The 14,363-nt window shown below is 38.3% G+C and carries 17 protein-coding genes; 11 read left to right on the forward strand and 6 right to left on the reverse strand.

Translation table 11 applies throughout. The annotated features are described in order from the left end of the window. The first annotated feature begins 368 nt into the window (after window positions 1–368). The gene (locus P176_RS0110805) at window positions 369–1,052 is read left to right on the forward strand and encodes a response regulator transcription factor (protein ID WP_026754728.1); all 684 of its coding nucleotides are present in this window, start codon (window positions 369–371) and stop codon (window positions 1,050–1,052) included. After that, the gene (locus P176_RS0110810) at window positions 1,052–2,095 is read left to right on the forward strand and encodes a cell wall metabolism sensor histidine kinase WalK (RefSeq protein WP_026754729.1); all 1,044 of its coding nucleotides are present in this window, start codon (window positions 1,052–1,054) and stop codon (window positions 2,093–2,095) included. The genes P176_RS0110805 and P176_RS0110810 overlap by 1 nt, the downstream gene beginning before the upstream one ends. Here P176_RS0110810 and P176_RS0110815 read toward each other — a convergent pair. After that, window positions 2,069–3,139: a glycosyltransferase gene (locus P176_RS0110815; RefSeq protein WP_231481235.1), complete on the reverse strand. Its 1,071-nt coding sequence runs from the start codon at window positions 3,137–3,139 to the stop codon at window positions 2,069–2,071. The genes P176_RS0110810 and P176_RS0110815 overlap by 27 nt on opposite strands. A 108-nt stretch (window positions 3,140–3,247) precedes the next feature. Between P176_RS0110815 and trmB the strand changes: the two genes are divergently transcribed. The 7 genes from trmB to P176_RS0110850 all read left to right on the forward strand — a co-directional run bounded on the left by trmB (window position 3,248) and on the right by P176_RS0110850 (window position 8,039). Next, window positions 3,248–3,922, forward strand: coding sequence for a tRNA (guanosine(46)-N7)-methyltransferase TrmB (gene trmB, locus P176_RS0110820; RefSeq protein ID WP_026754731.1), 675 nt, complete (start codon window positions 3,248–3,250; stop codon window positions 3,920–3,922). 3 nt (window positions 3,923–3,925) lie between these two features. Next, window positions 3,926–4,555 (forward strand): LysE family transporter, encoded by a 630-nt coding sequence (locus P176_RS0110825; protein WP_026754732.1) that lies wholly within the window; start codon window positions 3,926–3,928, stop codon window positions 4,553–4,555. Window position 4,556: 1 nt separating this feature from the next. Continuing rightward, on the forward strand, window positions 4,557–4,883 hold the full coding sequence (locus tag P176_RS0110830; protein ID WP_026754733.1) for an MGMT family protein: 327 nt from the start codon (window positions 4,557–4,559) through the stop codon (window positions 4,881–4,883). A 249-nt stretch (window positions 4,884–5,132) separates the two neighbouring features. Beyond that, window positions 5,133–6,269, forward strand: coding sequence for an Mrp/NBP35 family ATP-binding protein (locus P176_RS0110835; protein WP_026754734.1), 1,137 nt, complete (start codon window positions 5,133–5,135; stop codon window positions 6,267–6,269). 3 nt (window positions 6,270–6,272) lie between these two features. Continuing rightward, entirely contained in the window at window positions 6,273–6,515 is a 243-nt protein-coding gene (locus P176_RS0110840) for a NifU family protein (protein ID WP_026754735.1), read from the forward strand. A gap of 100 nt (window positions 6,516–6,615) precedes the next feature. Next, the gene (locus tag P176_RS0110845) at window positions 6,616–7,677 is read left to right on the forward strand and encodes an NAD(P)/FAD-dependent oxidoreductase (RefSeq protein ID WP_026754736.1); all 1,062 of its coding nucleotides are present in this window, start codon (window positions 6,616–6,618) and stop codon (window positions 7,675–7,677) included. 29 nt (window positions 7,678–7,706) lie between these two features. Beyond that, window positions 7,707–8,039 carry a 2Fe-2S iron-sulfur cluster-binding protein gene (locus tag P176_RS0110850; RefSeq protein ID WP_026754737.1) on the forward strand — a complete coding sequence of 111 codons (333 nt, stop codon included), beginning with the start codon at window positions 7,707–7,709 and terminating at the stop codon, window positions 8,037–8,039. Window positions 8,040–8,181: 142 nt separating this feature from the next. On the opposite strand, the gene P176_RS0110855 is transcribed toward P176_RS0110850, so the two are convergent. The 5 genes from P176_RS0110855 to P176_RS0110875 all read right to left on the reverse strand — a co-directional run bounded on the left by P176_RS0110855 (window position 8,182) and on the right by P176_RS0110875 (window position 12,228). Next, window positions 8,182–8,967: a DUF3050 domain-containing protein gene (locus tag P176_RS0110855; protein ID WP_026754738.1), complete on the reverse strand. Its 786-nt coding sequence runs from the start codon at window positions 8,965–8,967 to the stop codon at window positions 8,182–8,184. Between the two features lie 100 nt (window positions 8,968–9,067). Beyond that, the gene (locus tag P176_RS0110860; protein WP_026754739.1) at window positions 9,068–10,246 is read right to left on the reverse strand and encodes an acyl-CoA dehydrogenase family protein; all 1,179 of its coding nucleotides are present in this window, start codon (window positions 10,244–10,246) and stop codon (window positions 9,068–9,070) included. Between the two features lie 63 nt (window positions 10,247–10,309). Then, the gene (locus P176_RS0110865) at window positions 10,310–11,023 is read right to left on the reverse strand and encodes a tRNA1(Val) (adenine(37)-N6)-methyltransferase (protein ID WP_026754740.1); all 714 of its coding nucleotides are present in this window, start codon (window positions 11,021–11,023) and stop codon (window positions 10,310–10,312) included. Between the two features lie 31 nt (window positions 11,024–11,054). Continuing rightward, entirely contained in the window at window positions 11,055–11,579 is a 525-nt protein-coding gene (gene rimM / locus P176_RS0110870; protein WP_026754741.1) for a ribosome maturation factor RimM, read from the reverse strand. Between the two features lie 118 nt (window positions 11,580–11,697). Continuing rightward, window positions 11,698–12,228, reverse strand: a complete 531-nt coding sequence (locus P176_RS0110875; protein ID WP_026754742.1) for a 30S ribosomal protein S16 — start codon at window positions 12,226–12,228, stop codon at window positions 11,698–11,700. A gap of 192 nt (window positions 12,229–12,420) precedes the next feature. On the opposite strand from P176_RS0110875, the gene P176_RS20025 reads away from it, so the two are divergent. Together P176_RS20025 and P176_RS0110890 are read left to right on the forward strand one after the other, a co-directional pair. Continuing rightward, window positions 12,421–13,629 carry a DUF6252 family protein gene (locus P176_RS20025; protein WP_026754743.1) on the forward strand — a complete coding sequence of 403 codons (1,209 nt, stop codon included), beginning with the start codon at window positions 12,421–12,423 and terminating at the stop codon, window positions 13,627–13,629. Window positions 13,630–13,815: 186 nt separating this feature from the next. Next, entirely contained in the window at window positions 13,816–14,265 is a 450-nt protein-coding gene (locus P176_RS0110890; protein ID WP_026754744.1) for a PA2169 family four-helix-bundle protein, read from the forward strand. The last annotated feature ends 98 nt before the right edge of the window (window positions 14,266–14,363 follow it).

The raw sequence follows: 14,363 nt of genomic DNA on the forward strand, positions 1-14,363 counted from the left end.
AGAAAAGATACGATTGTATTTCTTTTGAGTTATGAAGCTGAGGTTTAAATAGCTCAGAGATTCTGTGGAACAGATAATCATTTTAATTTTAATTGTGTTTTAAGGTAAAAAGCTGTCAAAGTAAAGCTTGTAATTTTATCACCGTTAGAACTTAAGTAATAAAGAGCGAGTTGTAAATTAGCTCCGATGTCTAGGTGAACGAGATTATGATGTTGTATTGAACCAAAAGTTTAAATTAATACTCTAGAGAAGACAGTAGGTGAGCAGTGGTCTTGCTAAAGTTAACTTAACGTTATTAATTTTTACCGAAGTATAAGCTTTTGTTATTAACCCTATATTTACTGCTTAATTTTTGTGTGACAGAACCTATGAAAAAGAAAGACATTACCATATTGTTGGTTGACGACGAGCCAGACATTTTAGAAATAGTTGGTTACAATTTATCAACAGAAGGCTATCATGTAATTACTGCCGAAAACGGACTTGAAGCAGTAAAAATGGCTAAAAAAGATAAGCCACAATTGATCATTTTAGATGTGATGATGCCAGAAATGGATGGGATAGAAGCCTGTGAGCAAATTAGAAAGATACCAGAACTCTCTGAAACCATCATTACATTTTTAACTGCCCGTGGCGAAGATTATTCTCAAATGGCTGGGTTTGATGCCGGTGCAGATGACTACATAACAAAACCTATCAAGCCAAAAGTTCTTGTGAGCAAGGTTAAGGCACTTTTGAGACGCTTAAAGGAGAAAGAAGGTAAGGAAGACATCATGAAAATTGGTAATCTTATCATCAATAGAGAAGAATATAAGATTTCATTAAAAGGAGAAGAGCTCATATTACCTAGAAAAGAATTTGAATTGTTATCTTTATTGGCAACAAAACCAAACAAGGTCTTTAAGCGTGAAGAAATCCTCGACAAGGTATGGGGCAATGAGGTTGTTGTAGGTGGCCGTACTATTGATGTGCACATTAGAAAACTTCGAGAAAAAATTGGAGACAAACGCTTTAAGACCATCAAAGGGGTGGGGTATAAGTTCGTTGATTAATGCAAGTAAAATTAAAAAAGACATACAAGTTTGCCGTAAAGACTTCTTTGTACATCACTATATTTTTAACGCTCTTATCGAGTGTTTTTTTATACGTGATGCACACCATAGATTTGCTTTACCAGTCTACCTTTGCTGTAGTCACTTATATTAGCTGCTTTTTTATCATTCAATATCGGGTAGAACGTTTCATCTATAGAAGGGTAAAAAAAATATATGATGATTTAACACTGCTAGAATCTACCTCCCTTCGCAAGCAGCCCATTACCACAGATATGGCTACTCTAACTAGGGAAATAGACAAATATGCCAAAGACAAAAAATACGAAATAGAAACACTCAAGGTTCGTGAAGAATATCGAAAGGAGTTTTTAGGTAATGTTTCGCACGAATTAAAAACACCATTATTTACTGTTCAAGGCTATCTTCTTACCTTGTTAGATGGTGCAAAAAATGACCCTAAGGTGAGCGAAAAATACCTGAATCGTGCCAACAAAGGGGTCGAGCGATTGATTTATATTGTAAAGGACTTGGACATGATCACCAAGTTAGAAGTTGGAGACCTTAGCCTGAAAATTGAGAGATTTGATATTGTAGAATTGGTACAGAGTGTGTTCGATCTTCTCGAAATGAAAGCTGCCAAGAAAAAAATATCCTTGGTTTTTGATATGGATTATGATAAGCCTATTATCGTTACGGCCGATCGAGAACGCATTCAACAAGTATTGACCAACCTTATCGTTAACTCCATCAAATACGGCAGCGAAAAAGGCACCACAGAAATCAGTATCGAAAATCTTATAAAAAACAAAGTCATTGTTCGGGTAACCGATAATGGAGAGGGCATTTCAGACCTAAATATACCGCGACTATTTGAGCGTTTTTACAGAGTAGACAAAAGTGGCTCTCGTAAAGAGGGCGGTTCTGGTCTTGGCCTGAGTATTGTAAAACATATCATTGAGGCGCACGATGAGAAAATCTATGTAGAAAGTGAACTTGGTGTTGGTAGCGAATTCTCATTTACCCTCGAAAAGACCGAATAGTTTTTTGTAATTAAGCTCATAGTTCATCGCGCTTAAACCAGTATAAGATGTTACCCGCTCCAATTGCTCTAGTTTGAAGTCTTTTTGACTGCAGGTAGGCACACATCCATTGTCATCCAAACGCTGCGCTAAGTATTCCTGTTCAAACTGTCCGGGAGTGGGTATAAAGAATGCCGTTTTGCTCAATTTTGCCAAATCCATAATCGTAGTATATCCAGAGCGCGAAATCACCAAATTACTCTCATTGATGGCACGTTCTAATTGAGCGCTGGTCATATAATTGTAGATCTTTATATTGTTTTCTTCGGAAATGTGCTGCGATGCTTCAATTTTGCCCTTTACAAATAATACCTGGCCTTTATACGGTTTCATTTCAGCAAGGAGCTTAGTTTCTAAAAGTGAACGTTGAGGTTCGGGTCCAGAGAGCAGTATCAAAATATCGTTTACCTTATCCAGTTCTTTTTTCTCAAATCGGCTAAGCGGTCCAATATATTTTATGGGCAGCTCTGTGATTCTTAAATGTCCCAATTTTCCACTCAAGTTGTCTTCGCCTACATTATCCGGGACCCAACATTCGCGAAAACGTTTGATGATTTTTTGGTGTAATTTGGTGCTCAACCAAGTTGTATTACCACTTAACACTTGCAATTGGTGTGTGATAAATACGCAAGGCAACTGTTTGTTATGTGCGCCTAGTCTATTGTCTGAAATGATCCCGTCAATATCAAAATCTTCAACAATCTTAGCAACCGCTTTCTTTTCGGCATTAATGGCCTTTACGATTTTTGGAGTGCTTTGAAGAAGTTTCAGTTTAAAATAGGATCCGTTTTTTGGGTAGACAATTTGGTAAGAGGGTAAAGTAGTGCTTTCTAAATAGGGAAATTCTTTTTTGAGTAAATCTAGGGCAATTCCATCGCTGGCTAAAACCGGTTCAAACCCGTGTAAGATTAAGGCATTTATCAAAGGGATACAACGTGTGGCGTGACCTAAACCCCAATTGAGCGGAGCCACCAGAATGCGTTTTTTATGAGATTCAGATTTCAATGGCGCTTTGTTTTTTGTCGAGTCTTTAACAAAAACAAATATAACCTTAAAATGTTTCCTTAATTTTACGCACGTAAATTTAAGAATAAGAAATCGTTAATTAATAAGGTGGGTAGTAAAAACAAACTTAAGAGATTTAAGGAGAACGAAACGTTTAGCAATGTATTTCAGCCAAAACGACCAGAATTGGTAGATGCTGATTACGAAATGAAAGGTTCTTGGAGAGAAAAATTTTTCAAAAACGATCATCCGTTGATTCTGGAATTAGGTTGTGGTAAAGGAGAGTACACTACAGCCTTGGCCGAACGATTTCCGAAGAAGAATTTTATTGGGATTGATATTAAAGGTGCAAGATTTTGGAGAGGCGCAAAAACGGCTGTAGAAAATGAGATGTCAAATGTGGCCTTTTTAAGAACTCAAATTGAATTGGTAGATAAAGCTTTTGGTGAAAATGAAGTCGATGAGATTTGGATCACGTTTCCAGACCCACAAATTAAATATAAGCGCACTAAGCATAGAATGACCAATAGTGATTTTCTAGAAAAATACAAACATATTTTGAAGCCTGAGGGCGTTGTCAACTTAAAGACAGATAGCGAGTTTATGCATGGTTATACGCTAGGTTTACTCCATGGCGCTGGTCATGAGGTTTTATATGCCAACCATAATGTATACCGACAAGAAGGAAGCCCTAAAGAAGTAACAGAGATTCAAACTTATTATGAATCCCTATATTTGGAAAAGGATAAGCCCATTACCTACATAAAATTTAAAATACGTTAGATTTTGAATATTACCGTCATCTTTCTATTGGGTCTGGTAATTGCGCTTATCGGTGTAATTCCTCCAGGCTTGTTAAACATGTCGGCAGCCAAAATCAGTTTAAAAGATGGTCACCCAGCCGGCATTGTCTTCTCAATTGGAGTTTGTATGGTGGTGTTTTTGCAAACTTATATTGCTGCAATGTTTGCGCGTTATCTAAGCAGCCATCAAAATGTTGTAGAAATTTTACAGCGGGTCGCTTTTGTGATCTTTATACTCATTACATTTTACTTTTTGGTTTTGGCAAAAGGGAAAGAGAAGCCAGAGGTAGACCCTAATGCAACTAGTAAACACAGTCGGTTTTTTCAAGGTGTTTTTCTTTCGGCAATCAATGTGTTTCCTATTCCGTACCAATCGTATATGACCATTACTATTGCCACCTTCGGGTGGTTTGTTTTTGATACAACTAGCATTGTGGCCTATTGTGCCGGTGCCTCTACAGGAACTTTTGTGATGCTCTATGTCTATATTTTCTTTTTTGATAAAATAGACAACAAGAAACTCACGTCTCAAAAAAACATGAACTTTAGTATTGGTATTGTTACGGGAATCGTGACAGTATTTACCCTGATAAATATCTTGATGGACCTTTAAGATGAGACCAGAGACTCTTAATTTTTTTGATAAGGTTTATGAAGTGGTAAGGCAAATCCCTGAGGGAAAAGTGACCAGTTATGGTGCTATTGCAAATTACTTAGGGGCAAAACGAAGTGCGAGGTTGGTGGGTTATGCAATGAATGTTTCTCATGGTAAAGACATACCAGCACATCGCGTTGTCAATAGAAATGGGTTGCTTACTGGCAAGCACCATTTTGAGGGTACAAATTTGATGCAGCAATTACTAGAAAGTGAAGGGGTTGAGGTTATAGATCACCAAATTCAAAATTTCAAACAGGTCTTTTGGGACCCAGCAGAGTTGTGAATAGCGCTCTAAATAACGACTTAGAGCAGCGCTTTTTTTATATTTAAATTCAACATGTACATTGAGTTGACGTGTCGTTGTAGACAAATCACTTACCACATCTTTTTTATAGCCTGCGGGTTCATAACAAAGACAAATCACAGCATAAGAAATTGCAATTCTCCCGCTTTAATCTTCAAGCTTTAATGAGTATATTTGCATTTTAGAATCATTCTATATAGAAAGCACTCTAAATCATAAAAAATTGCCATGAAATTAAAAAAACAAGACATACTAAAAGCACTTGAAACCATTTCAGCTCCGGGCGAAGGACAGAATATGGTAGAGAGTGGTGCCGTAACCAACGTTGTGACATTTGCAGATGAGGTTATCGTGGATATTACCATAAAAAACCCGAGCCTACAGGCTAAGAAAAAGACAGAGGTAGAGATCATGCAGGTCATTCACAAAGCGGTGTATGAAAAGGCAAAGATCACGGTTAATGTTAAGGTAGATGCACCTGCAAAGCAGACTTCTAACACGATTAAGGGAAAAGAAATTCCTGGTATTCAAAATATCATCGCTGTAGCTTCAGGTAAAGGCGGTGTAGGTAAATCAACCGTTACTGCAAACCTAGCGGTCACGCTTTCAAAAATGGGCTTCAAGGTTGGCGTTTTAGATGCTGATATTTATGGTCCTTCAATGCCCATCATGTTTGATGTGGAGTTAGAAAGACCAGTTGCTGTAAACATTGATGGCAAGTCTAAAATGAAACCAGTAGAAAACTACGGGGTGAAATTACTGTCCATAGGGTTCTTTACAAAACCAGATCAGGCCGTCGTTTGGCGTGGTCCTATGGCTGCAAAAGCACTAAATCAAATGATTTTTGATGCGGCTTGGGGAGAATTGGATTTTTTATTAATTGATTTGCCTCCTGGTACAGGAGATATTCACTTAAGTATTATGCAATCTTTGCCTATTACAGGTGCTGTAGTGGTAAGTACACCTCAAAATGTAGCGTTAGCCGATGCTAAAAAGGGCGTGGCCATGTTTCAACAAGAAAGCATCAATGTTCCTGTTTTAGGAATCATCGAGAATATGGCTTACTTTACTCCAGAAGAATTGCCAGATAACAAATATTACATCTTTGGTAAAGAAGGAGCTAAACATTTGGCAGAAGACTTAAAAGTACCATTCTTAGGAGATTTGCCATTGGTGCAAAGCATTAGAGAAGCTGGAGACATTGGTCGCCCGGCAGCAATGCAAACGGCAACACCTTTAGAAAATGCCTTTGAGGAATTAACAAGAAATGTTGTGCAAGAAGTCGTAAGAAGAAATGACAATCTTCCTCCAACCGAAGCTATCAAAATCACAACCATGGCTGGATGTTCAGCAGTAAAGAAATAATAAATGACCACAGAAGAATTGAGATTGAATATCGAAAAAGCGCTTGATGAAATCAGACCTTTTTTGCAAAGTGACGGTGGAGACATCTCGTTGCTCGCTATTGAAGACGATAAATTAGTGAAAGTTCAACTTCAAGGCGCCTGTGTGGGTTGTAGTGTCAATCAAATGACCTTGAAATCTGGAGTAGAGATGACCATAAAAAAATACGCTCCACAAATAGAGCAGGTGATTAATATTGAGGCTTAATAGGGCGTGACCACAAGGGTCGGGCTCTCGGCAGTCGCTCTCTTCGAGGAGCTCCAACAATGCCTCCATCCCTCACGCAAGCGCTCCAAGAACAAAAAACATGATTAAAACAGATATACTTATCATCGGTGCTGGCCCAACAGGGCTTTTTGCCGTATTTGAAGCGGGATTACTCAAGTTGAAATGTCATTTAATTGACGCATTGCCGCAACCTGGCGGACAATGTTCAGAGATTTACCCTAAAAAACCCATTTATGATATTCCTGCCTATCCCGAAATTCTAGCAGGAGATCTTACCCATAAACTTATGGAACAATGTAAGCAGTTTGAACCCGGGTTTACCATGGGCGAACGAGCTGAAACCATTGAAAAGCAAGAAGACGGCAGTTTTATTGTAACCACCAATAAAGGGACAAAACATCACGCTCCAGTAGTGGCCATTGCAGGCGGATTGGGTAGTTTTGAACCTAGAAAACCACTCATCCCAAACATTGCCTCTTTTGAAGATAAAGGCGTTGAATATTTTATCAAAGATCCAGAAGTTTATCGCGATAAACGTGTGGTGATTGCTGGTGGTGGAGATTCGGCATTAGATTGGAGCATCTTTTTAAGCAACATTGCCAAAGAGGTTACCCTAATCCACAGACGTAACGAGTTTCGTGGCGCTTTAGATTCCGTAGAAAATGTACAAGAGCTTAAAAATCAAGGTAAGATCAATTTGGTTACCCCAGCTGAAGTGACCAATGTTGTAGGTAAAAATAAGGTAGAAGCGGTCGTCGTTTCGCCATCAAAAGAGGATAAAAATGAGTTTGAATTGGAGTGTGATCATTTTATTCCACTTTTCGGACTCTCTCCTAAGTTAGGTCCTATTGCAAACTGGGGTCTAGAAATTGAAAAGAATGCCATTAAGGTCAACAATTCTTTAGATTACCAAACCAACATCCCTGGTATTTTTGCCATAGGAGATGTCAATACCTATCCAGGAAAACTCAAATTGATTCTTTGTGGGTTTCATGAGGCCACACTCATGTGTCAAGCGGCATATCAAATCATTAATCCCGGAAAACGTTACGTTTTAAAATATACCACGGTGAGTGGTGTTGATGGGTTTGATGGCTCTAGAAAAGAAGCCCCTAAGGCCGTAGTAAAATCTATAGACTAATGCCCTTTTCAAAATAACGACCTATTCTAATGGATCAAGACATCAATATAAAAATTACCGATCGAGACGGCACTACTCATGACGTTCAGGCTCCCACAGATATGGCCATGAACCTTATGGAAGTGGTGCGCTCTTATGAGCTTGCTCCAGAGGGAACTATTGGGATTTGTGGCGGTATGGCCATGTGTGCTTCATGTCAATGTTACGTACTATCCAACCATGAGTTACCAGAAATGCAAGATGAGGAGGAAGCCATGCTGAGCGAGGCCTTTAATGTAAAGGACAATTCGCGTTTAGGTTGCCAAATACAAATGACTCCCGCATTGGAAGGCCTAGAAATTGAATTGGCCCCAGAAGAATAGTAAAGTCGTAAAACGTCCTTTTTGGTCAAAAGGACGTGGGGAGACGTTATAAATTTACAAACTACAAAAGCGCCTTCAAACAGCAACTCAAAAAAGAAGTTTTTGCTTGAAGGCGCTTCATGTTTATTAAGAATTCTGTTTATTAATTTAAAACAGAAGCCTTCTCAAAAAGGAGCGTTTCAATGGCGTTCCATAATTGAATTCGTTTTTCTAAAGCGGTGATAGATACGGCTTCAACCTCTTTCCATTTTTGATCGTCATCACCACAAAGCTCTTCTATCATTTTCAAGGCCATTGGCCCATGTTCGTCTTCATCAAGCTCAATATGGCGCTCGAAATAATACAATAGTTTTGATAGATTTTGCTCAGGGAAATTAGCCTCAAAGTTTTTTAAGATTTCCGTAAACATATTCGGAATCAAATCCTCACGACCAAAAGTAAAAGCCGCCGCAATCTCATGCGGTTTTCCATAAAAAGCGACCTCAAAGGTAAAGGTTAAGAACGCTTTTAAATCCTTTGGCAAATTGCTTTTCTTGATGGTGATAAAAATGTTTTTAGACGATTCGAGATCGGCTAAAAAACCAGTCATGTTTTCGGTATTTGCACCAGTCTCTTGCATGGCGTCCAAATACATCTCAAAGTGACTTTGGCGTTCACCATTACTATTGATATCTGTTTCTTCTGCAAGTACAATTTCGTTAATCAAATATCGTGTATTTGGATTTCCAACGGGAACCCAAGGTGTGGTGGTACAAGTTAATTGATTTTGTAGGGCCTTTAGTAAAGACATAAAGTCCCAAACCGCAAATACATGATTCTCTAAAAAGAGGTGCAGCTCTGATGGTGTCCCAATTTTTGCATAGAGCGGATGCTCTAAGAGTTGTTTTTGAAAGGGAGCAATGGTGCTTTCAATGGTTTTAATGGTCATAGCGCTTTTCATACAAAAATAAAAAATGCTTCCTAGATAGTGGAAGCATTTTTAAAATTATCTGATATATTAACTTAGATTTCATCACAAAACAAGGGCATTATTTAAATGCATTGAGACCTGTAATGTCTAAGCCGGTAATTAATAAATGAATGTCATGCGTACCTTCATAGGTGACTACGCTTTCTAAATTCATCATATGTCTCATAATACTATATTCTCCGGTAATTCCCATACCGCCCAACATTTGTCTCGCTTCTCTCGCAACCTTTAGGGCCATATCTACATTATTACGTTTGGCCATAGAAATTTGTGCTGTTGTTGCTTTATTTTCATTCTTGAGCTGGCCTAAGCGTAATGCCAATAATTGTGCTTTTGTGATTTCAGTAATCATCTCGGCCAATTTTTTCTGCTGCAATTGAAACTGTCCTATAGGTTTGCCAAATTGCATGCGCTGTTTGCTGTAACGCAAAGCAGTATCGTAGCAATCCATTGCAGCACCAATAGCGCCCCAAGCAATTCCAAAACGAGCGGAGTCTAAGCAACCCAATGGTGCACCTAAACCAGACTTGTTAGGAAGCAGGTTTTCTTTTGGTACTTTGACGTCTTGAAAAATAAGCTCTCCTGTGGCACTGGCACGAAGCGACCATTTATTATGGGTCTCTGGTGTAGAGAATCCTTCCATGCCGCGCTCAACGATAAGGCCGTGAATACGTCCTTCTTCGTTTTTGGCCCAAACTACGGCCACGTTACAAAACGGAGAATTTGAGATCCATAGTTTTGCGCCGTTCAATAGATAATGGTCACCCATGTCTTTAAAGTTTGTGGTCATACCGCCAGGGTTTGAACCGTGATCTGGCTCTGTAAGTCCAAAAGAACCCATCCACTCACCAGAGGCAAGTTTTGGAAGGTATTTTTGACGTTGGGCTTCGTTTCCATACTTCCAGATAGGATACATCACTAAAGAGGATTGTACAGAGGCTGTACTTCTTACTCCAGAATCTCCACGCTCGATTTCTTGCATGATCAATCCGTATGATATCTGGTCAAGACCAGCACCACCGTATTCTTCAGGAATATACGGGCCAAACGCTCCAATTTCAGCTAAACCTCCAATAATTTGTTTAGGAAATTCTGCACGTTGGGCGTAGTCTTCAATAATAGGAGATACATCACGTTTTACCCATTCTCTAGCAGCGTCTCTTATGAGTTTGTGCTCTTCGGTAAGTAAATCATCAATGTTATAATAATCGGGTGCTTCAAATAAATCTGGTCGCATGTTTTATGTCAATTTAAGTCTTTGCAAAAATAACGAAAACGTTTGCAGTTGACAATTAAAGCGCTACATTTTCAGATAAAAGTCCTTAGTCAGTGAGGTATACGCTTCTGTATAATTGTGTCTGCTATTTTCAATAATCAAATCATGAGTCGTAACTTCGGTTTCTGAGAAGGTAAAGGTCATCAAACTTCGTTTTATTGCTGCAGATGCAACGCCGCGAACATGACAAATCTGTTTTGGAAAAAGCCCAAAGTAATCTGCAAGTTTTATAAATCGATCTTCTTCTGAAAACGGAATCACTAAAGAAAAAAGTCCTTCCGCAGAAAGAAGTACCGAAACACTTTCTAATACATGCTCAAAAGGCATAGCATCTTGAAACCGTGCGAGATCCCGAAGCGGATCATTGGTTTTAAAGTCTTCTGCATAAAAAGGCGGGTTACAAATAATGAGATCGTAAGTATCTTCTATTTCATCTGCAAACTCTTCTAAAGAGGCATGGTAACAAAATAAGCGGTCGCCCCATGGGGAGGATTCAAAATTGTCTACACATTGTTCGTAAGCCTTGTCATCTATTTCTAAAGCATCAATAGAAGGCGCATTGCTGCGTTGGGCCATCATAAGAGACAAAATACCAGTGCCGGCACCAATGTCTAAAATGTTTTGAGGGTGTCCTGTAAGTGGCGTCCAAGCACCAAGTAAGACACCATCTGTACCAATTTTCATGGCGCATTGGTCTTGGTTGACCTCAAACTGTTTGAATTTAAAGGGCTGCAGCATGAGCGGTTGTGGTCTGGAATGTTTGAGATTGTTAGAGGTAGAGATCAATCAATCCCTCTGGAGTTTCAACAAATATGGTTTTGTTCTTTTTGTCGACTTTAGAGATGAATTCGTCATTCATAGGAATTAAAATTTCAATACCATCCCTGTCAATTTCAAAAAGAGATTGTGCGGTAGAGTCATTAACTGATACAATGGTTCCCACGTGACCAAAATGCTTGTCTTCAACTTTAAAGCCAATGATCTCGTGAAAGTAGAATTTATCATCCTCAAGTTTGGGCAAAAATTCTATGGGGAGGTAGAGTCCGCATTTTAAAAGTGCATCTGCATCTTGCTCGGTTTCTACATCCTCAAATTTAATGCGTAGCAGTTCTGATTTGTGAAGTTGTGACGATTCTAAGAAAAAAGGAACGAGATTGCCTCTAAGGTCTACAAAAATAGAATCTAATGCCTCGTAAAGTTCGGGCTCATCAGTATCTAATTTTGCTAGTAATTCACCTTTAAAGCTATATTTTTTTACAATTTTACCGAGATAAAAACAGTCTTCTTTTTGCATCGGGAATTTGAGTTTTGATTTCTAAATTGGTGTGAAGTTCTTTTTATGTCAAAAAAAAACTCCGATAATCCAGATAAATATCGGGAATCGGAGTTTAAAAGAATAAAAAATAAGATTTTTATTCTTCTTCGTTTGTCGCTTTAGTTTCTTCTGTAGCTTCTGCTTCAGTATCCCCTTCAGCAGGAGTTTCTTCAACAACTTCAGGAGTAGCGGCAGCAATTCTTGCTTCGTTTACTGCTTTCTCAGCAGCAAGTGCTTCTGCTCTTTCTTTAGCTTCTGCTTCAGAAAGACCGTCTGCTTTGGCTTGAATCTTAGCTGTTTTTTCCTCTAACCAAGCGTTGAATTTTTCTTCAGCTTGTTCTTCGGTTAATGCGCCTTTGGCAACACCGCCAGCCAAATGATTTTTAAGCAAAGCACCTTTATAAGATAAAATAGCTTTTGCTGTGTCAGTTGGTTGTGCACCGTTTTGTAACCAAGTTACGGCAACATCAACATCCAACTCAATTGTTGCTGGGTTTGTGTTAGGATTGTAAGCACCAATTTTTTCTAGGTATTTACCATCTCTTGTTGCTCTTGCATCTGCTGCAACGATCCAGTAATAAGGTTTTCCTTTTTTACCGTGTCTCTGTAATCTAATTTTTACTGGCATATTGTGATTAAATTGCGAGGTTCTCGACCTCTATTATTAATAAGTGCGCAAAGATAATACAATAATTTAATTTTCAACATTTTATTTCTTTTTAAGCAAATAGGAATTTTTATTATACTTTTAAGGCTTCAAAAACGTTATGATAACCTAAATTTGGTTCTTCTGAAATTCAAATCTAATCCCTCTAGGCCGATGAAAAAACTTGCGATTTTATTAATAACCGCGTTAACTATATGTAGTTGTGGTGATGAAGTGGAGTTCAATACTCCTGCATTCCAAGGAAATAAAAATTATAATTTATGGAGAGCAGATTCGTTTAACGCAACTATTGATGAGAATGGATATCTAACCTTAACAGGAAGAAATAGTACTGATGAGGTACAGTTAACCATACCAAGTGTTGCTGTTGGAACCTATACTATTGGAGAAATCGCAGGAAGAGAAGCTAAAGTCATTACCGCTGACGGAACGGTGTATTCTACAAACAATCGACCCGATGAAAGTGTTTCGGTTTATCCAGAACTAGGAGAGGTTAAAATTGAAGAGATTGGTCTAAATACATTTACAGGAACTTTCGAGTTTTTGGCTTTTGATGAATCTGGATTGAATTCTATAGGCTATAACGAAGGACTTTTTTACAGAGTGCCACTAGTTGCGGGAACCATACCTACTGATATTATCACTTGTGAAGATACAGGTGCTGGAGTTTCAGCTACACAATTGGCCTATGAAAATTCATTTGCTTCAGATTTAGAATATATTGATAGCGATGTCTATGCATCGGCTTGCGCTGCTTACACTACTGCTTTAGAAACACAATTTTTGTATTGTGGTGATGAAGATAACGCCATTAGAGATATTATAGAAAGTCTTAATGCCTGTGAGTTTCCTTGTGAATATGCGCTTCAAAATACAACGACGGCTCAAATAGCCTATAGCCAAGCCACTATTGGTAACTTTATGGAAGCTTGCGGTACCTATCAGCTTTATTTAGAGCAACAACTGGAAATTTGTGGTGATGATGACGAAGGGACTATTCAATTGGCGCTTGATGAGCTCAATTGTACGGATAGTGATGCAGACGGTATTCCTGATGTTTATGAAGATTTTGACGGTGATGGGATATTGGATAATGATGATACAGATAACGACGGATTGGCCAATTATTTAGACGACGACGACGATGGTGACGGCGTGCTTACTATTTTTGAAGCGACAGATGAAGATGGAAACCCCATTGATACCGATGGTGATACCGATGTAGATTACTTAGACGACGACGACGATGGTGATGGGATTCTTACCCAAGATGAAGGTGCAGATCCTAATATGGATGGCGATCCATCTGATGCGGTAGACACTGATGACAATGGTATCCCAGATTATTTAGATCCTATGTAATCCTCTTTTTTGATATAAATACTTCTGAAAGCAGCTCTATGGGCTGCTTTTATGTTAAATAGCTTTAAATTTTTGTTAAGGATGTTAATTTTTTCTTCTACGACCTCATTAACGGTTATATTAAGAATAACGATGTAAACAGTACGCATCCTAAAAAAAGATATTGAAATTTAAATGTAAAAGATTATGAAGTATTCAGAAGAAATTTCAAATAAATTAAACACACTACTCACTAAAAACTACGACGCTCAAAGAGGGTACGCTAATGCTATAGATAATGTAGAGAGCGATATGTTGAAGATGTATTTTAAAAGAAGATCTTCGGAGCGAGAAGTATTTGCGGACGAATTAAAAAAGGAAATCTTACAATATGGAGAAGAGCCTAAAGATTCTGGAAGTATCAAAGCTGCGGTGCACCGTAATTGGATGAGCTTGAAATCAACTTTCAGTTCAAACAATGAAGAATCTGTTTTAGAGGAAGCCATCCGTGGTGAAGAAGCAAGTTTAGAGGATTATAATGATCTTTTAAAAGAGCGTAATATGCCACCAAGTATTGACAGTCTATTATTAAGACAGAAAAATGCTATTCAATCTGCAATTAATACAGAAAAAGCGAAATTAGAGCTTATTTCATAATTTGCTTTTAAATAAAATTGCTAAAGCCAACTTTTTAAGTTGGCTTTTTTTTTTGTTCAAAACTCTTTAAAATTTCATTTCTCAAAAGTGGATGTTCT

Origin of the sequence: Sediminibacter sp. Hel_I_10, assembly GCF_000688335.1 — a bacterium.
In the GTDB taxonomy this organism is placed as follows: Bacteria; Bacteroidota; Bacteroidia; order Flavobacteriales; family Flavobacteriaceae; genus Psychroserpens.